Origin of the sequence: Sphingopyxis sp. HIX, assembly GCF_001468285.1 — a bacterium.
Lineage (GTDB): Bacteria > Pseudomonadota > Alphaproteobacteria > Sphingomonadales > Sphingomonadaceae > Sphingopyxis.
On record NZ_LNSB01000016.1, the window covers coordinates 61,066 to 84,523 of the forward strand.

The window sequence follows — 23,458 nt, forward strand, 5'->3', positions numbered from 1 at the left end:
AGCGAGAGTGATGGAATGCGCAAGATCGACACCAACAAGGCCCATTATGTCGGGCTCGACCAGCGGCTTTCGCCGCGCAGCGACGTCTATTGCCGCCTGCCGATGATCCTGCCCGACGGCGGCCAAGATATGTGCACCTGCGTCAACATCAGCTCGGACGGGCTGCTGATGCGCTACGAACGCGGGCTCGAAATCGGCGACCTCGTGGTGTTCCGCATGCCGATCATCGGCCGCATCGCCGCCAAGGTCATCTGGTCGCTCGCCGGCAAGACCGGCGTCCAGTTCGAAAAGATGATCGCGGTCGAGGATTATCTGCCGATGATCCGCGCCATGGGCGCCCGCGGCGACCTCTAACCGCTCCGGAGCAGCGGCACCGCCGCATCGCGTTCGAACAGATAAAGGCAGAGCCGCACCGCCTCGCCGCGTGCGCCGTCCATGCCGCCGTCGCGCTCGACGAACAGCCGCGCATCGTCATGCGCCACGGGCAGCAGCCGCACGAGCTGCTCGGCGCTCGCGACGCGGTAATCGGCGTCGCCCGACTGCTTGAGCCCCAGGAGTTCGCCGCCGCCGCGCAGTTCCAGATCCTTCTCGGCGATCACGAACCCGTCGTTCGTTTCGCGCATCAGCGCCAGCCGCTCGCGCGCGGTCTCCGAGAGGGTCTGCGAGCGCAGCAGCAGGCACACCGATTTCGCCGCGCCCCGCCCGACGCGCCCGCGCAGCTGGTGGAGCTGCGCCAACCCGAAATTCTCGGCATGCTCGACGATCATCAGGCTGGCGGCGGGAACATCGACCCCGACTTCGATCACCGTCGTCGCGACGAGCACGCCGATCCGGCCCGCCTGGAAGCGCGCCATGACCTCGTCCTTGTCGGGGCCCTTCATCCGCCCGTGCACCAGCCCCACACGATCGTCACCGAGCCGCAAGCGCAGCAGCGCCGCCCGCTCCTCGGCCGCCGCCAGCTCGCTCGCCTCGCTCTCGGCGACCAGCGGGCACACCCAGTACGCCTGCGCCCCGCTCGCGAGATGGCGTTCGAGCCCGCCGATCACCTCGTCGAGCCGGTCGACCGAGACGACGCGCGTATCGACCGGGGTGCGCCCCGGCGGCATTTCGTCGATCCGCGACACGTCCATCTCGCCATGATTGGCGAGTTGCAGCGTGCGCGGGATCGGGGTCGCGGTCATCACCAGCAGGTGCGGCGGCCGCTGGCCCTTGGCGGTGAGCATCAGCCGCTGTGCGACGCCGAAACGATGCTGCTCGTCGACGACGACCAGCGACAGGTCGCGGTAATTCACCGCCTCCTGGAAGATCGCATGCGTGCCGACCAGGATATCGATGCTGCCGTCGGCCAGCCCCATCAGCGTCGATTCGCGCACCCGTCCCTTGTCGCGCCCGGTCAGAATCGCGATGTTCACCGGCAGCCCCGCGAGCATCGCCTGCAAGGTCGCGAAATGCTGGCGCGCCAGTATCTCGGTCGGCGCGAGCAGCGCCGCCTGCGTCCCCGCCTCGACCGCGGTCAGCATCGCGCGCAGCGCGACCAGCGTCTTGCCCGACCCGACATCGCCCTGCAGCATGCGCAGCATCGGCACGTCCTGCGCCATGTCGCCCGCGATCTCGCGCCCGACGCGTTCCTGCGCACCCGTGAGTCCAAACGGCAGCTTGAGCGCCCCGGTCAGCCGCCCGTCGCCGGCGATCCCGCGCCCCTTGCGTTTGCGCAGCCCCTCGCGGATCAGCATCAGCGCGACCTGGCTCGCGAAAATCTCGTCATAGGCGAGGCGGTCGTGCGCCGCGGCATCGTGCGGGCTGGCATGCGCGCGCGCCAGCGCCTCCTGCCACGCCGGCCAGCTGCGCAGCGCCAGCAGCGGTCCGTCGATCCACTCGGCGAGCTCGGGGCGCCGTTCGAGCGCGATCTCGACCAGCTGGTTCAACCGCGCGTTGGTGAGCCCCTCGGTCAGCGGATAGACCGCCTCGCTCGTCGCGATCTCCCCCTCGCCCGGCTCGCCGACATGGTCTGGATGGACGATCTGGCGCATGTCGCCATAGGCGTCGAGCCGCCCCGACACCTGCCGCGGCTCGCCCAAGGGGAAAAGCTTCTTCGCCAGCCCCGCGGTGCGCCCGAAATAGACGAGCCGGACATGGTCGCCCGCGCCGTCGAAGGCCTCGACGCCGAAAGGCGCGCGCGGGGACCGCCCGGGGCGATAATCCTGCGCGGTCAGCGTCACGATGATCTGCTGCCCGACCTGTGCTTGGTCGAGCCGATCGACCGGATAGCGCTGCACCAGCCCGGTCGGCAGGTGGAACAGCACGTCGACCACGCGCTCGAGCCCGAGCCGCGTCAGCGGCTTGGCGAGCTGCGGCCCGACGCCCTTCAGGTCGGTCAGCGCGGCAAAGAGCGGATTGAGTATCTCGGGTCGCATGGCTAGTGCATCCCGTCTATCGCTTGCTTGCCCCGTGCGCCACTCCCGGCGTCATGGGCTATCGGGATTCGTACCGTGCCCATGACCGACCGTCTCAAACGCCTCAAATTCCGCGCCTGGCATCGCGGCACGCGCGAGGCCGATTATATGATCGGCGGCTTTTTCGACCGCTATTCGCCCGAATGGAGCGACGACGACATCGCATGGTACGAACTGGTGGTCGAGGAGGATGACGTCGACATCATGGCCTGGGCGCTCGGCACCGGGCATCCGCCCGCGCATCTCGACCGCCCCGACATGATCGCCGCGATGCGCCGGCTGGACTATATCCCGCTGCCATGACTCGAAGTGCCGCCGACATCTTTGCCGCCATCGCGTCGGCACCCGCGCCGCTGACGATTTCGCGCGCGGCCGACGGTTTCCTGCCGCTGCTGCTCGCCGACTTGGCGCGCGCCAGCGACAAGCGCCTCGTCTATGTCGCGACCGACGATGCCGCGATGCAGGCGGTCGCCGACGCGGCGCCCTTCTTTGCGCCCGACCTCACCGTCCACCGCTTCCCGGCATGGGACTGCCTTCCTTATGATCGCGCGGGTCCGTCGATGCGCGTCAGCGCCGACCGGCTCGCGACGCTCTCGGCCCTACAGGCGGCGCCGAAGCGCGGCGAGCTGATCCTGACCACCGTCGCCGCGGTTACCCAGCGCACGCTCACCCCCTTTCGCGTCCGCCAGCTCGCGACGACGCTCGCGCCCGGCCAGCGGATCGACCGCGACGCGCTCGCCGAGCTGCTCGTTTCGAACGGCTTCAGCCGCGTCGATACCGTCGCCGACCAGGGCGAGTTCGCGGTGCGCGGGGGCATCGTCGACCTCTTTCCCGCGGGCGAGGAAACGGGCCTGCGCGTCGATTTCTTCGGCGACGAGATCGAGAGCATCCGCCGCTTCGACCCCGCCGACCAGCGCAGCCTCGGCCCCGCCAGGGCGCTGCAACTGCTCCCCGCCGCCGAGACCCTGCTCGACCAGGACACGATCAAGCGCTTCCGCTCGGCGTACCGTGAAATCTTCGGCGCGCAGGCGACCGGCGATCCGCTCTATCAGGCGGTCAGCGAAGGGCGGCGCCAAGCGGGCATGGACCATTGGCTGCCCTTGTTCGAGGAGCGGCTCGCGACGATCTTCGACCATATCGACCCGGCGACCCCCGTACTGCGCGGCCACCGCACCGAGGCGACCGCCGAGACGCGCTTCGCCGCGATCGCCGACTATCATGCGAACCGTGTGGCGGCGGCGCAGGAACAGGCGGGCAGCTATCGTCCGCTCAAACCCGAGACTCTCTACCTGACCGAGAGCGAGTGGAGCACCGCCGCGGCGAGCCGCCCGGTGCATGTCGTCACGCCTTTCGACGTGCCCCCTGCCGCTACCGTCGTCGACCTCGAAACCTTCGCCGCGCGCGACTTCACCCCCGAGCGCACCGCCGACCTCAACGTCTACGACAAGGTCGCCGACCATCTCTCCGACGAACGCCGCAAGGGGCGCCGCACAATCATCGCCAGTTACTCGGGCGGCGCGCGCGAGCGCCTGTCGGGGCTGCTGCGCGACCATGGAGTGACCTCGCTCGCGCCCGCCGACAGCTGGCAGGAAGCGCTCGGCACCGCGTCGGCGGAAAGCGGCGGCACCACCGCGATGGTCGTCCTGCCGCTCGACCATGGCTTTGCCAGCGACGCGATCAGCCTGCTCACCGAACAGGATATCCTCGGCGAAAGGCTCGTCCGCCGCCAGAAGCGCCGCAAGAGCGCCGACGCCTTCCTCGCCGAACTCGCGACGCTCAGCGTCGGCGACCTCGTCGTCCACCTCGACCATGGCATCGGGCGCTACGAAGGCCTGACCTCGATCCCGGTCGGTAACAGCCCGCACGACTGTGTCGCGCTGACCTATGCTGGCGGCGACAAGCTCTATGTCCCGGTCGAGAATCTCGACGTCCTCTCGCGCTACGGCGGCGAGAGCGAGGGGGTCGGGCTCGACAAGCTCGGCGGCGAAGCGTGGCAGCGCCGCAAGGCGCGGATGAAGGAGCGGATCCGCGAGATCGCGGGCGAATTGCTCGCGACCGCCGCGGCGCGCGCGCTGCGTCCCGGCGAACTGCTCGCCGCCGATGCCGCTTACCCGGCCTTCGCCGACCGCTTCCCCTATCAGGAGACCGACGACCAGGACCGCGCGATCGGCGACGTGCTCGCCGACATGGCGTCGGGGCGCCCGATGGACCGGCTGGTGTGCGGCGACGTCGGTTTCGGCAAGACCGAAGTTGCGCTCCGCGCCGCCTTCGTCGCGGCGATGGCGGGGGTGCAGGTCGCGCTGGTCTGTCCGACCACGCTCTTGGCCCGCCAGCATTTCACCAACTTCGTCGAGCGCTTCAAAGGCTTCCCGGTCAACATCGGCCGCCTGTCGCGCCTCGTCCCCGCCGCCGAGGCGCAGAAGACGCGCGACGGCCTCGCGAGCGGCCAGATCGACATCGTCGTCGGCACGCATGCGGTGATCGCGAAGGCGGTCGAGTTCAAGAACCTCGGGCTCGTCATCGTCGATGAGGAACAACGCTTCGGGGTGGTCCACAAGGAGCGGCTGAAGCAGCTAAAGACCGACGTCCATGTGCTGACGCTGACCGCGACGCCGATCCCGCGCACCTTGCAGATGGCGATGTCGGGGCTGCGCGAACTCAGCGTCATCCAGACGCCGCCGGTCGATCGCCTCGCCGTGCGCACCTATGTCGCGCCCTGGGATCCCGTCGTCATCCGCGAGGCCTTGCTGCGCGAGCACGACCGCGGCGGGCAGAGCTTCTTCGTCACCCCGCGGATCAAGGACCTTCCCGATATCGAGGAGTTCCTGCGCACCCGCGTGCCCGAAATCAAATATGTCGTCGCGCACGGCCAGATGGCGCCGGGCGAAGTCGAGGAGCGCATGGGCGCCTTCTACGACCGCAAATATGACGTGCTCGTCTCGACCACCATCGTCGAGAGCGGCCTCGACATCCCGAGTGCCAATACGCTGATCGTCCACCGCGCCGACCGCTTCGGCCTCGCCCAGCTCTACCAGCTCCGCGGGCGGGTCGGGCGCTCGAAGACGCGCGCTTACGCCTATCTGACCACCCCCGACCATGGCGCGATCACCGACACCGCCGAGAAAAGGCTCAAGCTGCTCGGCGATCTCGATACGCTGGGCGCGGGGTTCCAACTCGCGAGCCACGATCTCGACATTCGCGGCGCGGGCAATCTCGTCGGCGACGAGCAGTCGGGGCATATCCGCGAGGTCGGTTTCGAACTCTACCAGTCGATGCTCGAGGAGGCGATCCTCGTCGCCAAGGCGGAGGGCATGGGCGCCGCGCCGCCGCGCGAGGCGCTGTCGCCGGTGATCACCATCGACGCGCCGATCCTGATCCCCGAGGATTATGTCCCCGACCTGCCGCTGCGCATGGCGCTCTATCGCCGCCTGAACGACGCGCAGGACCGCCCCGCGCTCGACGCCTTCGCCGCCGAAATGATCGACCGCTTCGGCCCGCTGCCGCCCGAGACTGCAAACCTGATCCAGCTAATGGAGATCAAATCCAACGCCAAGCTCGCGGGCATCGCCAAGCTCGACGTCGGGACCAAGGGCGCGCTGGTCAGCTTCCACGGCGACGCGTTCGCCAATGTCCCCGGGCTGATCGCCTATGTCGAGCGGCTGAAGGGCCGCGCGCGCATCCGCCCCGACAACCGCCTGTCGGTCAGCGGCGAATGGGCGAGCACCGGCGCACGCCTCAATGGCGCGCTGCAATTGTCGAAGGGTTTGGGGAAGCTGGCGAAGCAGGCCGGCTAGGCCTGGAGCAGCGCCACCAACTCACCCCCCGGCACCGGCCCCGACTTCAAAAACCCCTGCCAGGTTGCGACGCCGAGCTCCTTCAGCCGCGCGAGCTGCGGCTCGTGCTCGATGCCTTCGGCGACCACCAGCAGCCCCAGCGCGCGTGCCAGGTCGACGATCGCGCGCACGACGATGCGGTCGCGGTCGCTGCCGTCGATCGTGCGCGTGAAGCCGCTGTCGATCTTGAGATAATCGATCGGCAGCCGCGCGAGCAACGACAGGCTCGAATAGCCGGTGCCGAAATCGTCGATCGCGATCGCGCAGCCGAGCTCGCGGATCTGCGCAAGCTGCGCCGCGGCGCTCGCGGGGTCGCTCAGCATCGCCTGTTCGGTGAGTTCGAGCGTCAGCCGGTCGGGATCGACCCCCGCCTTCTTCGCCATCGCGGCGAAGCGGTCGGCGAAATCGGGGTCGCCGAGGTCGGCGGCGGTGATGTTGAGCGAGACGCGCAGCTTCGCCAGCGCCTTCGGCCACCCGGCCATCTCGTGGAGCGCGACGCGATGCGCATGCTCGGTGAGCTCGCACTCGAGCCGCGCCGCGCGCGCCGCGGTGACAAGCGCCCCCGCGCCGAGCAGCCCAAGCTCGGGATGCTGCCAGCGCAGCAGCGCCTCCACCCCGGTCATCGCGCCGCTCGCGACGTCATATTGCGGCTGGTAGTGGATCACGACCTCGCCCGCCGCGAGCGCCGCCTTGACCGTCGCGCCGTCGCGCGCCGAGGCAGGGCGCGCGAGCTGGTCGCTCGCGGTGCGCAGCTGCTCGGCCACCGGCTCGTCGCGGGTGATCCGCGCCGCGGCGATACGGATCGCGAGGCGGCCGTTGGGATCGCCGACCATCGGCTCGGCGAGCGCGACGTGCAGCGCACGCTCCTGCGCGCGCAAGGCGCCCAGCGACAGCGCCGCCGCGGGCACGATCAGGAAGCGCGGCCCGTCGAGCCGGTCGACGTGCGAGCCGCGCCCGAACTCGTCGCCCGCGAAATTTTCGAGCCGCCGCGCGATCTCCTCGAGCACCGCGTCGCCCGCCTCGGTCCCCGCGCTGTTGTTGATCCGCGCGAGCTGGTCGACCTGGACCAGGATGACGCCGATGTCGGCATCGTGGCGCAGATGGAGCTCCTCGAGATGCCGGACGGCCGCGGAAAATGTGTCAACTATGCGATTCATCGGCGCCGCCATAGCAGGCATTGCTTGCCAATCTCCCCCCTTTTGCAGCAAGATTGACAAGATGACGCGATTGTCAGCCTCGTCCACCGCTCCGCTGACCGACGGCCACGGCCGCCGGATCGACTATCTACGGCTGTCGGTGACCGACCGCTGCGACCTTCGCTGCCGCTATTGCATGGCCGAAGACATGAATTTTCTCCCGCGCGCCGCGGTGCTCAGCATCGAGGAAATGGGCGAGCTCGCGGCGCGCTTCGTCGCGCGCGGGGTGCGGCGCATCCGGCTGACGGGGGGCGAGCCGCTGGTACGGCGCGGCATCGACCTGCTCGCGGGCCGACTCGGCGCGCTGATCGGGCACGGGCTCGACGAGCTGACGCTGACCACCAACGGCATGCGCCTCGCCGAATATGCCCCGATGCTCGCCGAGGCGGGCGTTCGGCGGATCAACGTCAGCCTCGACACGCTCGACCCCGCCGCGTTCCGCCATATCACCCGCGTCGGCGACGTCGATGTCGCGCTGGGGGGCATCGCCGCCGCGCGCGCCGCGGGGATCGCGGTCAAGATCAACATGGTCGCGCTCGCCGGGCTCAACGAAGACCAGCTGCTCCCGATGCTGGACTGGTGCGCCGGAAACGGCTGCGACCTGACATTGATCGAGACGATGCCGCTCGGCGAGATCGAAGGCGACCGCAGCGACCATTATATCCCGCTCCACCAGTTCATCGCGCCGCTGCGCGCCGAGCATGCGATCTTCCCCATCGACAAGAAGACCGGCGGCCCCGCGCGCTATTTCGGAGTCGAGGACAGCCCGGTGACGCTCGGGCTGATCACCCCGCTCAGCAACAATTTCTGCACCACCTGCAACCGCATCCGCCTGACCGTCGAAGGGCGTATCTATATGTGCCTGGGGCAGGACGACCATGTCGACCTGCGCGCCGCGCTTCGCGAAGGCGGCGACGTCGATGGCTTGATTGATGCCGCATTGGCTGGCAAACCCCGCGCGCATGACTTTCATATCGAACGAAAGTCCGCACCGGCGGTCGCGCGTCATATGAGTGCAACGGGCGGGTAAAACCCCGCTCCACGGGGGACCAATATGCATCGCAAGATCGCGCTCGTCGCATCGAACGCGCCCGCGGGACTGGAGGCCGAGGCCGAGCTGCGCCCGCTCTACGACTTCGTCGATCTGAACGAAGCCGACATGCTGATCGTGCTGGGCGGCGACGGCTTCCTGCTCCACATGCTGCACCAGTTGCTCGACCAGCGGCGATCGATGCCGGTGTTCGGGATGAATCGCGGCACGATCGGCTTCCTGATGAACGAGTTCCGTATCGAGGGGCTGCTCGACCGGCTCGCCGCGGCGCGGCCCTTCCTGATCCACCCGCTGTCGGGCGACATCACGACGGTCGGCGGCGAGCGCCATATCCTGCCCGCGATCAACGAGATTTCGCTGCTGCGCGAAACGCGCCAGGCGGCGAAGCTCGAGGTGCTGATCAACGAGAAGTCGATGCTCGAGGAATTGTCCTGCGACGGCGTGCTGGTGTCCACCCCCGCCGGATCGACCGCGTACAACCTCAGCGCCAACGGCCCGATCCTGCCGCTCGAATCGCAGATGCTGGCGCTGACCCCGATCAGCCCCTTCCGCCCGCGGCGCTGGCGCGGCGCGCTCGTCCCCGAATCGACGAGCATCCGCTTCAACGTCCGCGAGGCCGCGAAGCGCCCGGTGAGCGCGGTCGCCGACCAGCGCGAAATCCGCGACGTGAAGACCGTGCTGGTCACCACCGACCGCAGCCGGCCGCTGACGCTGCTGTTCGATCCCGACCATGGCCTCGACGAACGCATCGCGATGGAACAATTTATCGTCTGAGGGGCGTTTGCGTGGCGGCACCGGCCCGCTCCCCCACCCGGCCTCCCATAGGTTACTATCGTCGGGGAGGCCCTCGGCGCCACGCGCCGCCTTGGGCGGTGGGGGAGCGGGCCGGTGCCACAACAAATAGTGCCGATACCCTCTTGCAAAATACAGCGCGCGGCGGCAAAGGGGCCGCCTTGCCCGCCACGGCGGTATGTTCCTCGGTAGCTCAGCGGTAGAGCAATCGACTGTTAATCGATCGGTCGTAGGTTCGAATCCTACCCGGGGAGCCAGCACTTTCCTGCAGCACGAAATGCTCCGCTGGAGCGCTCCGGGCTTCGCGTAGTGCGCGAAGTCCACTCATATCGCGCATGCGGCAGCCGCATCGGCTGCACCGGGCTTTGGTCCTATCGACCGCATGAGCGGCCAGCGCGATCGGGCGCCCCTCGGGCGTTTTCCTTTGCTGTGCGCGATTTCTCATCCCGGCCATATGACGCGCCAGCCGCGTCATTTATGTATTCATTTTTTTTGAAACACACCTCAATCTGCAGAAATATCGCGGGTTTTTCGCCAAAATCATGCCATCTGGACTCGCCTGCGTCAAAAAGTGTATCCATTATATTTGACAGGGGGTGGCAAGGCGCGTAGGCGTCCTCCTGAAACACTAGCATGCAACCAGCGAGTCGTATGCAGATCATGGGAGGGTGGAATGACTCTGGGTGGCCGGATTCTTTCGACAAGTGTGTTCGCCCTGGCAGCGCCGACGGCGCTGGCAGCGCAGGAGGCCGAGACCGAGGCCAGCGGCGGCATCGCCGAAATCATCGTCACCGCACAGAAGCGCGACGAGAATCTGCAGCGCACCCCCGCCGCGGTCACCGCGGTCAGCGGCGACCTGCTCGTCGCATCGGGGATCAAGGACCTGAGCTCGGCGCAGGAAATCGTCCCCGGCGCGCGCTTTCACCAGGAAGGCAATACGACGCAGGTCTTCCTGCGCGGCATCGGCTCGAACCTCGACTTCGCCAATGTCGAGCCGTCGGTGTCGTTCAACTTCAACGGCGTGAACATCCCGCGCGAGGCGACGAGCGTGCCCTTGTTCGACATCGAACGCTTCGAGGTGCTGCCGGGGCCGCAAGGCACGCTTTATGGCCGCAGCGCGATCGGCGGCACGGTCAACGTCGCCTTCAAGCGCCCCGCGTTCGAAAGTGGCGGCAATGCGACGCTGGAGGTCGGCAATTACGACCTGATCCACGGCACCGTCGTCGGCAATGCGATGCTGTCGGAGCAGCTCGCGCTCCGCGTCGGGCTCGATTACGCCTATCGCGACGGTTATATGGAGACGGGGTCGGACTCGCAGGACGACATCTCGGGCCGCATCGGCCTGCTCTATGACAATGGTGAGGGTTTCAGCCTCTATTGGTGGGGCAACACCACCCACAAGAACGGCAACACCCCGAACCTGGTGAACAAGGGATCGCGGCTGGTCGTCGATGCGAACGGCAACCCGGTGCGCGACGCCGGCGGCAACCTGCAGTTCGTGTTCGACGAGAACGCCTTCCTGCGCGACCGGCCGTGGGACGACCTGCGTCCCGGCGTGCTTGCGGAGACCGCGCCTTTCGGCCAGCCGACCCCCTCGACGCAGAACTACGAAAATTATGCGACGGGGCTGCAGATCGACGCCGAGCTGAGCGACACCGTCTCGCTGACCAACATCACCGGCTATGTCTATCTGGATGCTGAGACCGAGGTTTACTGGCTCGGCGTGCTGCCCGCCTACAAGCTCGACAAATATCGCATGCTCAGCAACGAACTGCGGCTGACCGGCGACACCGACAAATTGAAATGGCTCGTCGGGCTGTTCGCCTATCGCAACAAGGGCGTCGGCCAGGGCATCGTCGGCACCGCGGTCGGCCCGGGCGGCCCCGCGATCCCCGGCACCCCCTTCCCCTTCTTCTCGTCGAACGTGCAGAGCAATATCATGAAGGGCGGCGCGATCTTCGGGCAGGCGACCTACAGCGTCTCCGACCGCTTCCGCGTCACGCTCGGCGGCCGGTACGGCATCGACAACAAGAAGGCGCGCGGCATCGCGCTCGACGACCAGGTCTCGCCCTATACGTTCGAGAAGACCTTCCGCCGCTTCGATTACAAGGCGGGGATCGAATATGACGTCGCCGACCGCGTGATGTTCTACGCGACCTACCAGACCGGCTATCAGCCGGGGACCTTCAACGAAGTCGTCGACCTGCCCGGCCGCACCAACCTGGTGAAGACCGGCAAGATGAAGGGCATCTCGGGCGGCTTCAAGGCGCGCTTCCTCGACAATAGGCTGCAGATCAACAATGAGGCGTTTTTCTACGTCTACACCGATCTCGCGATCCAGGCCTATGACGCGAGCAAGCTGTACAACGAGATTTTCAACGCCGGGAAGGTCGAGATCCCGGGCAACCAGCTCGACATATTGTTCCAGCCGAACCCCGACACCAAGCTGAACCTGTCGATCAGCTATGTCCATGCGCGCAACAAGGATTTCATCACCCCCGGCGGGCAGAATTACAACGGCCTCGCCGGGCCGTACGCGGCCGACTGGACGATCGGCGGCGGCATCAGCCAGGATTTCCGGATCGGCAGCGGTTACCTCCGCGCCGCGGCCGACGCGCGCTACGAAAGCGAATGGTACGCCGACTTCATCCACAATCCGGGGGTGCGGCAGAAACCCTATGCCAAGGTCAATGCGTCGCTGACCTGGTATGGCGAGGACGAGCGCTGGAACATCGGCATCTGGGGCAAGAATCTGACCAACGAGGCGGTGATCGCGGCGACCGCGGCGGCGGGCATTCCGGGTCCGGCGACGGCCTATCTGTCGGCGCCGCGCACCTTCGGTGTCCGCGCCGGGTTCAATTTCTGACCATGGCGGGCGCGCTGTCCGGCAAGGTGGTGATCGTCACCGGCGCGGCCGGCGGGATCGGCCACGACGCGGCCCGAGTGCTGGCGCGCGCCGGGGCGCGGCTGATCCTGACCGACGTCGCCGCCGAAGGGGGCGAAGCGGCGGCCGAGGCGGTGCGCGGCGAAGGGGGCGACGCCCTCTTCGTCGCCGCCGACCTGGCGAGCGAGGCCGACGTCGAGTCTCTGGTCGCGCGGACGGTCGCGCATTACGGGCGGCTCGACGGCGCGTTCAACAATGCCGGGGTCGAGCAGAAGAACAAGCCCGTCGACGAACTCAGCCTCGCCGAGTGGAACCGCGCGATCGCGATCGACCTGACCGCGGTGTTCCTGTGCATCAAATATCAGGTGCGCGCGATGCTGGCCTCGGGCGGCGGTGCGATCGTCAACACCGCCTCGTCGCTCGGCCAGGTCGCGATCCCCGGCGCGAGCGAATATATCGCCGCCAAGCACGGCGTCGTCGGGCTGACGCGTGCGGCGGGCGCCGACTATGCCGCGCGCGGCGTGCGCGTGAACGCGGTGCTGCCCGGCATCATCGAGACGCCGATGATTTCGCGCCTGTCGACCGACCCCGACTTCTCCGCCATGTTCGACCGGCTGCGCGCCCGCCATCCGATCGGCCGCTTCGGCCAGCCGTCGGAAGTGGGCGCGGCAGTCGCCTGGCTGCTGTCCGACGCCGCATCCTTCGTGAACGGTGCCGCGATAGCCGTCGACGGCGGCTACCTGTCGGTCTGAGGTCCAGGATATGTCCATCCCGATCACCCGAGGCATCGACCATATCGGCCTGACCGTCGCGGACATCGACGCCGCGGAACGTTTCCTGATCGACGGGCTGGGCGCGGTCCTGGTCTATGAAGCGCTGAACGAAACCATGCCGCCGTTCAAGGGCGCCGAGTTCGAAAAGGCACTGGGCGTACCGGCCGGCGCCGAAGTCAATGCCATCCGCATGTACCGGATCGGCCAAGGCCCGGGGATCGAATTGTTCCGCTACACCGCCGACGCCCCGCGCCCCGCGCTGCGCGCCTGCGATCGCGGCTGGCAGCATATCGCGCTTTATGTCGACGATATGGAGGCTGCGATTGAACGGATCGGCACGGCGGGGGGCATATTGCTCAGCGCACCATGGGACCTGCAAGGCGCCGAAAGCGGTCCGGGCAATCGTTTTTGTTTCATGACGGCCCCTTTCGGCGCCCTGATCGAGCTGGTTTCCTATCCTTCCCCGCAACCTTACGAAGCGTCGACACCGCTCCGGCGATGGAAACCGCCGGTCGCTCGCACCTGAAAGGACGCCCCGATGTATGCTCTCTCCCACGCCATTCCGATAAACCCGCCGGGCGCCGTGCCCGTGCTCACGCGCGAGCAGGTGTGGCGCGGCCTCGAAATGAAGGCCGAGAATGCGATGCCCTTCGTCGACGGCATGACCCAGTGCGACGTCGACAGCCGCGAAGGCAATGTGCTGACGCGAACGATCACTTTCCGCGGCACGCAGCACCGCGAGAAGATCACCTTGTTCGCGCCGGTGAAGGTCCAGTTCGAGCGGCTCGACGGCACCGGCTGGATCGACAATGTCATCAGCGAAAGCGAAGGCGGCCTCCTCCTGACCTTCACCTTCGGCATCAGCTTCCCCGGCATCGCCGGGGGCAGCGCCGAAGAACAGGCGCAGGGCGACAGCATGCGCGGCGCCTATACGGGCGCGGTCGCCGCCACACTCAATCGGGTGCGCCAGATGGTGCAGGACGGAGAGTTCGCATGACCGGCCCGGCCCTTGCGCATGAGGATTGGGCGGGTGCTTTCTTCCGCGACGCCGATACGCTCGAACTGCCCCGGCTGATGCGCTGGTTCGGACCCGACATCGACCTCCGCCTCGCCAATGTGCCGCCGATCGCGGGGCACGGGCCGGTCGAGGTGACCTTCGCCGAATTCTGGTCGGGAATCCGCGGCATGCGCCATGAGCGCGAGACGCTCGTCGTCGACGGCGACAGCGCGTTCCAGGGGAGCCAGGTCACCTACACGCGGCCCGACGGACGCGACGTGACGATGCCCGTCGCCAGCCATTTGCGCCGCGACGCGGCGGGCACGCTCGACCGCCTGTGGATCTACATCGATTTGGGGCCGCTCTATGCCGACTGAAAACCCCGTGACCACCCGCCTCGAGGGCAAGGCCTGCATCGTCACCGGTGCGGGCGGCAGCATCGGCCGCGCGGCGTGCCTGCGCCTCGCCGCCGAGGGAGCGCATGTCGTCGGCACCGACCTGATCGCGGCGGGCGCCGAGGAGACGCTGGCGCAGGTCCAGGCGGCGGGCGGATCGATGATCTCGGTCCACCCCGCCGACCTCACCGAGCGCGCGCAATGCGACCGCGTCGTCGCGGCGGCGGTCGAGGCCTTCGGCGGCGTCGACATGCTCTTCAACAATGGTGCGATGGCCTATTTCGCGTGGATCGAGGACATGGACGCCGCGACCTGGACGAAGACGCTCAACGAGGAGCTCGATATCGTCTTCCACATGACGCAGGCGGCGTGGGAGGAACTCAAGAAGCGGCGGGGCAATATCGTCAACACCGCGTCGCTCTCGGCCTGGGCGGGGATCGAGCGGCTGCCCGGCCTCGCGCATGCGGCGGCCAAGGGCGGCGTGCTCGCGATGACGCGGCACCTTGCCATGGAGGGGCGCCTCTACGGCGTGCGCGCCAACAGTGTCTCGCCCGGCACGATCGAGACCAACCAGACGCGCTTCATCCTCGAAGACCCCGAATGGTGCCGCGTCCAGCTGGGCCGCTCGATGATGAACCGCATGGGCCAGCCCGAGGAGGTCGCCAATGTCGTCGCCTTCCTCGCGAGCGACGACGCCTCCTACGTCACCGGCGCCGACATCGCGGTCGACGGCGGCGTGCGCGCGTGGTGAGGGAGGAGCGACGATGAACAACGCCTGGGTGCTGGACCGCTTTGCCGCCGTCGACCGCAAGGATATCGACGGCTTCATCGACATGCTGTCCGACGACCATCATTTCATCTTCGGCGCCCGCCCGCCGGTGATCGGCAAGGACGACGCCCGCACCGTCGTCAATCATTTCTGGGCGATGATCGGGCGGCTGCGCCACAATATCTGGCGTGTCCGCGAGGCCGGCGACATCGTCACTGTCGAGGCGCTGATCGAATATGAAAGGCTCGACGGCAAGGTCGTGCTCGTCCCCTGCTGCGACGTCGTGCGCCACAACGGCCGCGAACTGGTCGAGCAGCGCGCCTATCTCGACCAGACCGCGATCTTCGCCGACCTGTCGTCGGGCGAGCATCCGTACAAGGATCATTGGATCGACGACATTCCCGCCGCGCGCGCCGCCCTTGGCCTCGCCCCTGAACCGGAGCTGCTGTGATGGATATCGAAGCAGAAATGCGCCGCCTGCTCGACGAGGAAGCGGTGAAGAAGATCATCCTGCGCTTCGGCCGCGCGCTCGATACCGGCGACTGGCCGGCCTATCGCAGCTGCTTCACCGACCGGTTGCTCGTCGATTTCGAGCGGCTGACCGGATCCCCGCGCATCCTCGTCGACGCCGACGAATGGACGCGTTTCGCCGACCTGATCCTGACCCCGGTGCGGCGCCACCACAGCTATTTCAACTTCCACATCGACGTCGATGGCGATGCCGCCTCCGCTATATGGTATTTCACCGCGCGCCACTGGAAGGCGACCGATATGGGGTCGTCGGTCTATAACCAGCACGGCTGGTACGACGGAAATTTCGTGCGCCAGGACGGCGCCTGGAAGATGAGCTACGTCAAGCACGACTTCCAGTGGGTCGAAGGCAATAACGCGCTGTTCGACATGGCCGAGCCCGGGCTGGCGGCGCAGATGGGACGCGTCTTCTCCCCCGAAAATATCGCCGCGGGCGCGGCGGCGCGCGTCTGATGCCGATCATCAACGCCTCGATCCTCGCCGGCCGCACCGCCGCGCAGAAAAGCGCGCTGATCCGCGAGCTGGCCGAGGGCGCGCAGCGCGCGCTCGGCGTGCGCGAAGAACAGGTGCGCGTCGTCATCACCGAAGTCGCGCCCGAACATTGGGGCGTCGGCACCCGCAGCAAGGCCGATCCGGAAGGACAAATATGAGCAGCCTCTATCGCCTGGCCGTCGTCAAGACCGCGGACGGACCGCTCGCCGTCGCCGAACGGGGTGGCCGCATGGCGCCGCTGCACGCGCTGCTGGGCGAGGCCGAACCGCGCACCGACCTCGGCCCGCTGCTCGCCGACTGGCCCGCGACGGCGGCGCGGATCGATGCCGCGGTCGAAGCGGGCGGCGCGGCCTTCGCGGGCGGGATCGACGCCGCGGGCGCGACCTTCGCCCTGCCCTTTTCCCATCCCGGCGCGCTGATGTGCATCGGCGCCAATTATCACGACCATGTCGCCGAAATGCCGGTGCCGATGACCCCCGAATATCCCTATGCCTTCGTCAAGCCGACGCACAACACGATCTGCGCCAGCGGCGACGGCGTCGAAGCGCCAAGGGGCGTCGCGATGATGGACTGGGAGGCCGAGCTCGCCGCGGTGATCGGCACGACCGCCAAACATGTCGGCGAGGAAGACGCGCTGTCGCACGTCGCCGGCTATATCAATTTCAACGACCTGTCGGCGCGCGACTGGGTCGCCTCGCGCCCGGCGATCGGGGTCGACTGGGTGCGGCACAAGGCGCACGATGGCTTCGCGCCGATCGGCCCCTATTTTGTCCCAGCGCGCTTCGTCGCCGACCCGCAGGACCTGCCGATCCGGCTGAGCGTCAACGGCACGGTCAAACAGGACAGCAACACCGGCCAGATGATCTATGGCCTGAAGGCCATCATCCGCCACCTGTCGTCGATCATGACGCTGCGCCCCGGCGACATCATCGCCACGGGCACGCCCGCCGGGGTCGGTCATGGCCGCAAGCCGCCCGAATATCTGAAGCCCGGCGACGAGATCCGCATGGAAATCGGCCCGCTTGGCGAACTTGTGACGCCGATCCTATAATGCGGAACCTGGCCCGTTCCCGAGGACTATCATGACGCAATCGCTCGCCGAAATCCTGAAACCCATCGACCGCGACAGCGACGGCAGCACCCGCAGCGCCGCGATCGAGGTCTATGATGTGCTGGAATCCTATATCCTGAACGGCACGCTGAAACCCGGCACGATCGTGTCGCAGGTGGCGATCGCCGACGCGCTCCAGGTCAGCCGCACGCCGGTGCGCGAGGCGATGCGCATGTTGCAGGAGGGCGGTCTGCTGACCGGCGAGCCCAATTATCGCAGCCGCGTCGTCGAATTCGATCCCGTCGACATCGACGCGCTCTATGCCAAGCGCATCGTGCTCGAAGCGCTGGGGGTCGCGATGACGGTCAAGCGGCTCGACGGGGACGGCGTGCGCGGGCTGGAGACCATCGTGCTGTCGCTCGAAAGCCCGAGGGCGCATGAGGATTTCGCCGAGTGGCAGCGGCTGCACCGCCAGTTCCACCGCGCGATCACCAGCGAGGCCGGCGCGACGATGATGGCCGACCTCGAGCAGCTCGAAAAGCGCAGCGAGCGGTACCAGTCGGCGTATAAGGGCGCGCACCTGCCTGGCTGGTGGCAGCGCGGCGAGGCCGAGCACCGCGAATTGTTCGAAGCCATGGCGAGCGGCGACGCGGCGCAGGCGGGCGAACTGGCGGCGCGGCACCTGGCGCGTACTGCGCTCGAGCTGCTGGCGGCGCTCGCGCCCGAATATGACAGCAGCCGCGTGCGCGACAGCCTGCGCTTCGCCGCGGCGGGAGCGAAGGGCATTTCATGAGCGATGTCGCGGCCTTCGATGCGCCCGAGGCGATGGTGGCAGCGACGCGCGAATTGCGCAACTTCGTCGGCAACCGCTTCGTCGAGGGCGGCGCGCCCTTTGTGGTGATCGACCCGGCGACGGGGCGCCAGCACGCCACCGCCTTCGAGGCCGATGCCGGACTCGTCGATGCCGCAGTGGCCGCAGCGCGCGCCGCGCTCGAAGGGCAGTGGGGCAGCATGACACTGGCCACGCGCCGCGCGCTGCTGATGAAGGTCGCCGACGGGATCGAGGCACGCTTCGACGAATTCCTCGCCGCCGAAATCGCCGACACCGGCAAGCCGCACAGCCTCGCCTCGCACCTCGACATCCCCCGCGGCGCCGCCAATTTCCGCGTCTTCGCCGATGTGATCGCGGCGCTGCCGACCGAGAGCTTCGAATTCGACACCCCCGACGGCGGCAAGGCGATCAACTATGCGATCCGCCGTCCGCTCGGCGTCGTCGGGGTGATCAGCCCGTGGAACCTGCCGCTGTTGCTGATGACCTGGAAAGTCGCGCCCGCGCTCGCCTGCGGCAATGCGGTGATCGTCAAGCCGTCGGAGGAGACGCCCTCGACCGCGACGCTGCTCGGTGAAGTCATGGCCGAGGCGGGGGTGCCCGAGGGGGTCTATAACGTCGTGCATGGGTTCGGCCCGGGGTCGGCAGGCGAATTGCTGGTGTCGCACCCCGGGGTGCGCGCGATCACCTTCACCGGCGAGACGCGCACGGGCAGCGCGATCATGCAGAGCGCCGCGCCGCATGTGAAGGCGCTGTCGTTCGAACTGGGCGGCAAGAATGCCGCGATCGTCTTTGCCGACGCCGATATCGACGCCGCGGTCGCGGGGCTATCGCGCGCGGTGTTCCTCAACACCGGCCAGGTGTGCCTTGCGCCCGAGCGCATCTATGTGGAACGGCCGGTTCTCGACGCCTTCGTCGCGGGCATGAAGGCGAAGGCCACGGCGCTGAAGGCCGGCCTGCCGAACGACGCCGGGGTCGATTTCGGCCCGCTGATCTCGGCCGAGCATCGAGACAAGGTGCTCGATTATTACCGCCTCGCCGAGCAAGAGGGCGCGACGGTCGTCACCGGCGGCGGCGTTCCCGCGCTGGGCGGCGAGGCCGCAAACGGCTTCTTCGTCGAACCGACGCTGTGGACCGGGCTGCCGCACGACGCGCGCGTGTGTCGCGAGGAAATTTTCGGCCCCTGCGCCGCGATCATCCCCTTCGATAGCGAGGAGGAAGCGATCCGCCTCGCCAATGACTCGGCCTATGGGCTCGCCGCCTCGACCTGGACCCGCGACCTGTCGCGCGGGCACCGCGTCGCGGCGGCGATGGAGGTCGGCATTTCGTGGGTGAACAGCTGGTTCCTCCGCGACCTGCGCACCCCCTTCGGCGGCGCCAAGCTGTCGGGCATCGGCCGCGAGGGCGGCGCGCATTCGATCAATTTCTATTCCGAGCCGACGAACATCTGCATCAAACTATAATCGAGGAGAGGCGTGGTGGCCGAAGCAGCAGCAACGACGAGCAAGGGCGCATTGAAGACGCGCTTCTATTCGCACGCGACGCTCGAATGTTTCGACATCGCGAAGACGCGTGCCTTCTTCGAGGAATTTCTCGGCTTCGACACCGTACAGATGGCCGATGTTTCCTTCTGGGCGCGGATGGGCGGCGACCAGGTGATCGTCGTGGTGAAGAGCCCGACAGGGAAGAAGGCCGACATGCCCTTCCTCAACCACAACGGCCTCGACGTCGCGACCGACGCCGAAGTCGATGCAGCGTGGGAGACCGTCCAGCGCGACAAGGAGAAGTGGGGCATCCAGAAGGTCACCAAGCCGATGGTCCAGCACGGCACCTATTGCTTCTACATGACCGACCTCGACGGCAATATGTGGGAGATATTGTCGAACCCCGAGGGCGGCTACAGCTGGGGCTTCGAGCGCGGCGACCAGAGTGGCAAGGGCCATATGGCGCGCGACTATGTGCGGCCGACGACCGGCTGACGCACGATGGGCGCCGACCTTCACGATATCCGTTACGTCCGCATCGGCTGCGAGGATCTCGACACGAGCATCGCCTTTGCGACCGACATCCTCGGCCTCGAGCTGATGGAGCGCGACGCCAATTCGGCCTACCTCCGCGGCGACGATCGCGACCATAATATCTGCTACACCCGCGGCCGCGAAAGCGGGCAGGCGACCGGCTGGGAGGTCGCGAGCATGGAGGCGCTCGATGCCGCCGCTGCCGCGCTAGAAGCCGAGGGTGTGCGCATCCGCACCGGGTCCAGCGCCGAGCGCGACCAGCGCCGCGTGCGCGGGCTGGTCATGGTCACCGACCCGACGGGCAACACGATCGAGCTCGTCGCGCGGCCCAATGCGTGCGGCCGCCGCTACTACGGCACGCGCGACGCGGGCATCAACGCCTTCAGCCACGTCGGGCTGCGCACGACCAACGCCGGCGCCGACGAAGCCTTCTGGACCGGCCATATGGGGGCGAAGGTCAGCGACTGGATCGGCGACGCGGCGCTGATCCGGATCAACGAAGTCCATCACAATGTCGCGCTGTTTCCATCGAGCTATGCGGGGATCCAGCACGTGAATTTCCAGGTCGATACGCAAGACGACATCATGCGCAGCTTCTATTTCCTGCAGGCGCGCAATGTCCGCATCGTCTTCGGCCCCGGCCGTCATCCGACTTCGGGCGCGCGCTTCCTCTATTTCCAGGGGCCCGACGACATCATCTACGAATATAGCTGCGGCGTCCGGTCGATCACCGCCGAGGACGAGAAGACCTACATCCCGCGCTCCTTCCCCTTCGAGCCGTCGAGCTTCTGCATGTGGGGGTCGAAGCCCGACATTCCCGAATTCGACACGACGCGTGGCTGATCCGGCGCTTGCCGTGCGGCTCGCCGCGCGCGCGATGGCGCGGCACGGGCTCGCGCATGCCTATGGGCATGTCTCGACGCGATTGTCAGCGACACATTTCCTGGTGAGTCCTGCGCAGCCGCTCGGCACGCTCGCGACCGGGCAGGCGGGCGTCGAGGTTCCGCTCGACGGCGACCTGCCCCCCGGCGCGCTGCCCGAGGTTCGCATCCACCGCGAAATCTATCGGGGCCGGCCCGAGGTCGGCGGCATCTGCCGCTTCCAGTCGCCCGCCGTCATCGCGCTGTCGACGCTTGGCGAGACGCCGCGTGTGCGCCACGGCCTCGGCGCCTATTTCGCGCCGCAGCCGCCGCTCTGGCCCGGCGTCGCCCTCGTCCGCGACGACGACAGCGCGCGAGAAGTTGCCGCGACGATGGGCGATGCCGCCGCGATCGTCCTGTCGGGCAATGGTGCGGTCACCGCCGGGCCGTCGATCGAGGATGCCGCAGCGCTCGCCTTCTTCCTCGAGGATGCGGCGCGGATCGAACTCGCGCTGCTTCCCGCCACTGCCGCCGGACGGGACGTGCGCGAATATACGCCCGAAGAGGTCGCCGCGCGCGCTGTCCGCGCCGGTGGGCTCTTCGAACGCATGTGGCACTATCTGTGCCACGGCGACCCCGAATTTGACGGAGACTGACATGGATATCGCCGCCATCGCCGAACGGCTCGACACCGCGATGCGCGACGCGCGCGCGGTGCCGCAGCTCGCCGAGCCGCTGAGCCTCGATCAGGCCTATGCGGTGCAGGCCGCCTCGCTCGCCCGCCGCTATGCGCGCGGCGAAAAGCGCGTCGGGGTGAAGATGGGCTTCACCAGCCTAGCCAAGATGGAGCAGATGGGGATAAGCGAGGTGATCTGGGGCCGGTTGACCGATGCGATGCAGGTCGCCGACGGCGGCACAGTGCCCTTCGACCGCTTCGTCCATCCCCGTATCGAGCCCGAAATCGCCTTCCTGCTCGCCGCCGACCTGCCCGGCGAGATAGGCGAGGCCGAAGCGCATGCCGCGCTGGCGGGTGTCGCCCCCGCGCTCGAACTGATCGACAGCCGCTACGAGAATTTCCGCTTCTCGCTCTCCGACGTCGTCGCCGACAACAGCAGTTCGTCGGCCTTCGTCGTCGGGCCGTGGCGCGCACCGTTCGCCGACCTTGCCGACCTGGACTTCGCCGTGGCGATCGACGGCGAGGCGAAGCAGGCGGGATCGAGCGCGGCGATCCTTGGCGATCCGATCCGCTCGCTCGTCCGCGCCGCGCGGCTCGCGGCGGCGGCGGGCGAACCGCTGAAGGCGGGCGATGTGGTGATGGCAGGCGGCGCGACCGCGGCCGAAGCGCTGGGGCCCGGCAATCGCGTGACGCTCGACGTCGCCCGGCTCGGCAGCGTGTCGGTGACGGTCGCCTAGGCCGACAGCAGCCAGGCGCGCGCCTCGCCCACATCGGCGAACGCCGCGCGGCCCGCCTTCGCGTCGAGCCGGCGCATCTGCAGCGTCAGCAGCGCCGATTCGGCGACGATCGCGATCCGGTCGTCGGCGCCGTAGATCGCGCTCGTCGCTTCGCGCAGCCGGTCGAATATCTCGCGCGACTGGACGCTGCTGACGCGAAGGTCGACGAGCACCCGCGCGATGCCGTGGCGCGCCCGCGCCGTATCGACCACCGTCTTGAGGTCGCCCAAATGCCCCTCCAGATCGGCGGGCGACCAGAAGCCGCTCGCGACGACGCCGACGATTCCCGCCTCGTCGATCATGATCGCGAAGGGGCCCGCCACCTCAGAAACTGCCCGGATAGAGGCCGCCGTCCATCAGGATATTCTGCCCGGTCAGATAGCCGGTATGCCGGCTGCAGAGGAAGGCGCATACCGCGCCCATCTCGTCGGGGTCGCCGACGCGCCCGGCGACCGCATTGCCCGTCAGATGCCGGGTGATTTCCTTCGAATTGCGCAGGCGTCCGGTGTCGAACGGGCCGGGGAGCAGATTGTTGATCGTCACGCCCTTGCCCGAATATTGCGGCACCAGCCCGAAGACGAAATTGGTCAGCGCCGCGCGCGTCGCGTTCGACAGGCCGATCACCGGGATCGGCACCCGCACCGCCGACGAGGTGATGTTGACGATCCGGCCGAAACCGCGCGCCGCCATATCGTCGGCGGTCAGCTTGATCAGTTCGACCGCCGCGAGCAGATTCTGGTCGATCGCCGCGATCCAGACGTCGCGGTCCCAGTCGCGATAATCGCCCGGCGGCGGTCCGCCCGCATTGTTGACGAGGATATCGACCGGGCCCGCCGCAGCGACGAGCGCGCTGCGCACGGAGGGCTCGGTGACGCTGCCGACGACGGTGGTCACCGTCACATCGGGCGCATGCGCGCGGATCTCGGCGGCCGCTTCCTCCAGCGTCTCCGCAGTGCGCGCGTTGATCACGACATCGACACCTTCGCTCGCGAGTGCCTTGGCGCAGGCCCGGCCGAGGCCGCTGCTCGCGGCGCACACGATCGCGGTGCGTCCCTTGATACCCAGATCCACCCAGTCTCTCC

General features: G+C 67.8%; 25 protein-coding genes and 1 tRNA gene. 22 read left to right on the forward strand and 4 right to left on the reverse strand.

Features of this window, described 5'->3' with window-relative positions:
* Positions 1-15: 15 nt before the first annotated feature.
* Positions 16-354: a PilZ domain-containing protein gene (locus ATE62_RS09540; protein ID WP_058808984.1), complete on the forward strand. Its 339-nt coding sequence runs from the start codon at positions 16-18 to the stop codon at positions 352-354.
* Here ATE62_RS09540 and recG read toward each other — a convergent pair.
* A complete protein-coding gene (gene recG, locus ATE62_RS09545; RefSeq protein WP_058808985.1) occupies positions 351-2,414 on the reverse strand; it encodes an ATP-dependent DNA helicase RecG in 2,064 nt (687 codons plus the stop codon). The genes ATE62_RS09540 and recG overlap by 4 nt on opposite strands.
* A gap of 81 nt (positions 2,415-2,495) precedes the next feature.
* Here recG and ATE62_RS09550 point away from each other — a divergent pair, with 81 nt between their 5' ends.
* Positions 2,496-2,756, forward strand: a complete 261-nt coding sequence (locus ATE62_RS09550) for a succinate dehydrogenase assembly factor 2 (RefSeq protein ID WP_058808986.1) — start codon at positions 2,496-2,498, stop codon at positions 2,754-2,756.
* Positions 2,753-6,247: a transcription-repair coupling factor gene (mfd, locus tag ATE62_RS09555; RefSeq protein WP_058808987.1), complete on the forward strand. Its 3,495-nt coding sequence runs from the start codon at positions 2,753-2,755 to the stop codon at positions 6,245-6,247. Before ATE62_RS09550 ends, mfd begins: the two co-directional genes overlap by 4 nt.
* On the opposite strand, the gene ATE62_RS09560 is transcribed toward mfd, so the two are convergent.
* Positions 6,244-7,443, reverse strand: coding sequence for a GGDEF domain-containing phosphodiesterase (locus tag ATE62_RS09560; protein ID WP_058809032.1), 1,200 nt, complete (start codon positions 7,441-7,443; stop codon positions 6,244-6,246). The two genes, mfd and ATE62_RS09560, sit on opposite strands and share 4 nt — an antisense overlap.
* Before the next feature lie 61 nt (positions 7,444-7,504).
* On the opposite strand from ATE62_RS09560, the gene moaA reads away from it, so the two are divergent.
* From moaA to ATE62_RS09655, 19 genes are all read left to right on the forward strand, one after another.
* Positions 7,505-8,512 carry a GTP 3',8-cyclase MoaA gene (moaA, locus tag ATE62_RS09565; protein ID WP_058808988.1) on the forward strand — a complete coding sequence of 336 codons (1,008 nt, stop codon included), beginning with the start codon at positions 7,505-7,507 and terminating at the stop codon, positions 8,510-8,512.
* Positions 8,513-8,536: 24 nt separating this feature from the next.
* On the forward strand, positions 8,537-9,307 hold the full coding sequence (locus ATE62_RS09570; protein ID WP_058808989.1) for an NAD kinase: 771 nt from the start codon (positions 8,537-8,539) through the stop codon (positions 9,305-9,307).
* Between the two features lie 200 nt (positions 9,308-9,507).
* Positions 9,508-9,582: transfer RNA gene (locus ATE62_RS09575), tRNA-Asn, on the forward strand.
* Between the two features lie 449 nt (positions 9,583-10,031).
* Positions 10,032-12,191 carry a TonB-dependent receptor gene (locus ATE62_RS09580; RefSeq protein ID WP_058808990.1) on the forward strand — a complete coding sequence of 720 codons (2,160 nt, stop codon included), beginning with the start codon at positions 10,032-10,034 and terminating at the stop codon, positions 12,189-12,191.
* 2 nt (positions 12,192-12,193) lie between these two features.
* The gene (locus ATE62_RS09585; RefSeq protein ID WP_058808991.1) at positions 12,194-12,961 is read left to right on the forward strand and encodes an SDR family NAD(P)-dependent oxidoreductase; all 768 of its coding nucleotides are present in this window, start codon (positions 12,194-12,196) and stop codon (positions 12,959-12,961) included.
* A 10-nt stretch (positions 12,962-12,971) separates the two neighbouring features.
* Positions 12,972-13,508 carry a VOC family protein gene (locus ATE62_RS09590; RefSeq protein WP_058808992.1) on the forward strand — a complete coding sequence of 179 codons (537 nt, stop codon included), beginning with the start codon at positions 12,972-12,974 and terminating at the stop codon, positions 13,506-13,508.
* Between the two features lie 12 nt (positions 13,509-13,520).
* On the forward strand, positions 13,521-13,979 hold the full coding sequence (locus tag ATE62_RS09595; RefSeq protein WP_058808993.1) for an SRPBCC family protein: 459 nt from the start codon (positions 13,521-13,523) through the stop codon (positions 13,977-13,979).
* Complete coding sequence (locus ATE62_RS09600; RefSeq protein WP_058808994.1) at positions 13,976-14,356, forward strand: nuclear transport factor 2 family protein; 381 nt, start codon at positions 13,976-13,978, stop codon at positions 14,354-14,356. Before ATE62_RS09595 ends, ATE62_RS09600 begins: the two co-directional genes overlap by 4 nt.
* Positions 14,346-15,125 (forward strand): SDR family NAD(P)-dependent oxidoreductase, encoded by a 780-nt coding sequence (locus tag ATE62_RS09605; protein ID WP_058808996.1) that lies wholly within the window; start codon positions 14,346-14,348, stop codon positions 15,123-15,125. Before ATE62_RS09600 ends, ATE62_RS09605 begins: the two co-directional genes overlap by 11 nt.
* A 13-nt stretch (positions 15,126-15,138) precedes the next feature.
* Positions 15,139-15,594, forward strand: a complete 456-nt coding sequence (locus tag ATE62_RS09610) for a nuclear transport factor 2 family protein (protein WP_058808998.1) — start codon at positions 15,139-15,141, stop codon at positions 15,592-15,594.
* The gene (locus tag ATE62_RS09615; protein WP_058809000.1) at positions 15,594-16,127 is read left to right on the forward strand and encodes a nuclear transport factor 2 family protein; all 534 of its coding nucleotides are present in this window, start codon (positions 15,594-15,596) and stop codon (positions 16,125-16,127) included. The genes ATE62_RS09610 and ATE62_RS09615 overlap by 1 nt, the downstream gene beginning before the upstream one ends.
* Positions 16,127-16,324 (forward strand): tautomerase family protein, encoded by a 198-nt coding sequence (locus ATE62_RS09620; protein ID WP_058809001.1) that lies wholly within the window; start codon positions 16,127-16,129, stop codon positions 16,322-16,324. The genes ATE62_RS09615 and ATE62_RS09620 overlap by 1 nt, the downstream gene beginning before the upstream one ends.
* Complete coding sequence (locus ATE62_RS09625) at positions 16,321-17,217, forward strand: fumarylacetoacetate hydrolase family protein (protein WP_058809003.1); 897 nt, start codon at positions 16,321-16,323, stop codon at positions 17,215-17,217. The genes ATE62_RS09620 and ATE62_RS09625 overlap by 4 nt, the downstream gene beginning before the upstream one ends.
* A gap of 31 nt (positions 17,218-17,248) precedes the next feature.
* The gene (locus ATE62_RS09630) at positions 17,249-18,010 is read left to right on the forward strand and encodes a GntR family transcriptional regulator (protein ID WP_058809004.1); all 762 of its coding nucleotides are present in this window, start codon (positions 17,249-17,251) and stop codon (positions 18,008-18,010) included.
* Positions 18,007-19,509, forward strand: a complete 1,503-nt coding sequence (locus ATE62_RS09635) for a 2-hydroxymuconic semialdehyde dehydrogenase (RefSeq protein ID WP_231736225.1) — start codon at positions 18,007-18,009, stop codon at positions 19,507-19,509. The genes ATE62_RS09630 and ATE62_RS09635 overlap by 4 nt, the downstream gene beginning before the upstream one ends.
* A 15-nt stretch (positions 19,510-19,524) precedes the next feature.
* Positions 19,525-20,025, forward strand: coding sequence for a VOC family protein (locus ATE62_RS09640; protein WP_058809006.1), 501 nt, complete (start codon positions 19,525-19,527; stop codon positions 20,023-20,025).
* A 6-nt stretch (positions 20,026-20,031) separates the two neighbouring features.
* A complete protein-coding gene (locus ATE62_RS09645; protein WP_058809008.1) occupies positions 20,032-20,907 on the forward strand; it encodes a VOC family protein in 876 nt (291 codons plus the stop codon).
* On the forward strand, positions 20,900-21,580 hold the full coding sequence (locus ATE62_RS09650) for a class II aldolase/adducin family protein (RefSeq protein WP_197411709.1): 681 nt from the start codon (positions 20,900-20,902) through the stop codon (positions 21,578-21,580). The genes ATE62_RS09645 and ATE62_RS09650 overlap by 8 nt, the downstream gene beginning before the upstream one ends.
* Position 21,581: 1 nt before the next feature.
* Complete coding sequence (locus ATE62_RS09655) at positions 21,582-22,337, forward strand: 2-keto-4-pentenoate hydratase (RefSeq protein ID WP_058809009.1); 756 nt, start codon at positions 21,582-21,584, stop codon at positions 22,335-22,337.
* Here ATE62_RS09655 and ATE62_RS09660 read toward each other — a convergent pair.
* Both ATE62_RS09660 and ATE62_RS09665 read right to left on the reverse strand, forming a co-directional pair.
* A complete protein-coding gene (locus tag ATE62_RS09660; RefSeq protein ID WP_058809011.1) occupies positions 22,334-22,699 on the reverse strand; it encodes a hypothetical protein in 366 nt (121 codons plus the stop codon). The genes ATE62_RS09655 and ATE62_RS09660 overlap by 4 nt on opposite strands.
* A 1-nt stretch (position 22,700) precedes the next feature.
* Positions 22,701-23,447, reverse strand: a complete 747-nt coding sequence (locus ATE62_RS09665; protein WP_058809012.1) for an SDR family oxidoreductase — start codon at positions 23,445-23,447, stop codon at positions 22,701-22,703.
* Positions 23,448-23,458: the final 11 nt, after the last annotated feature.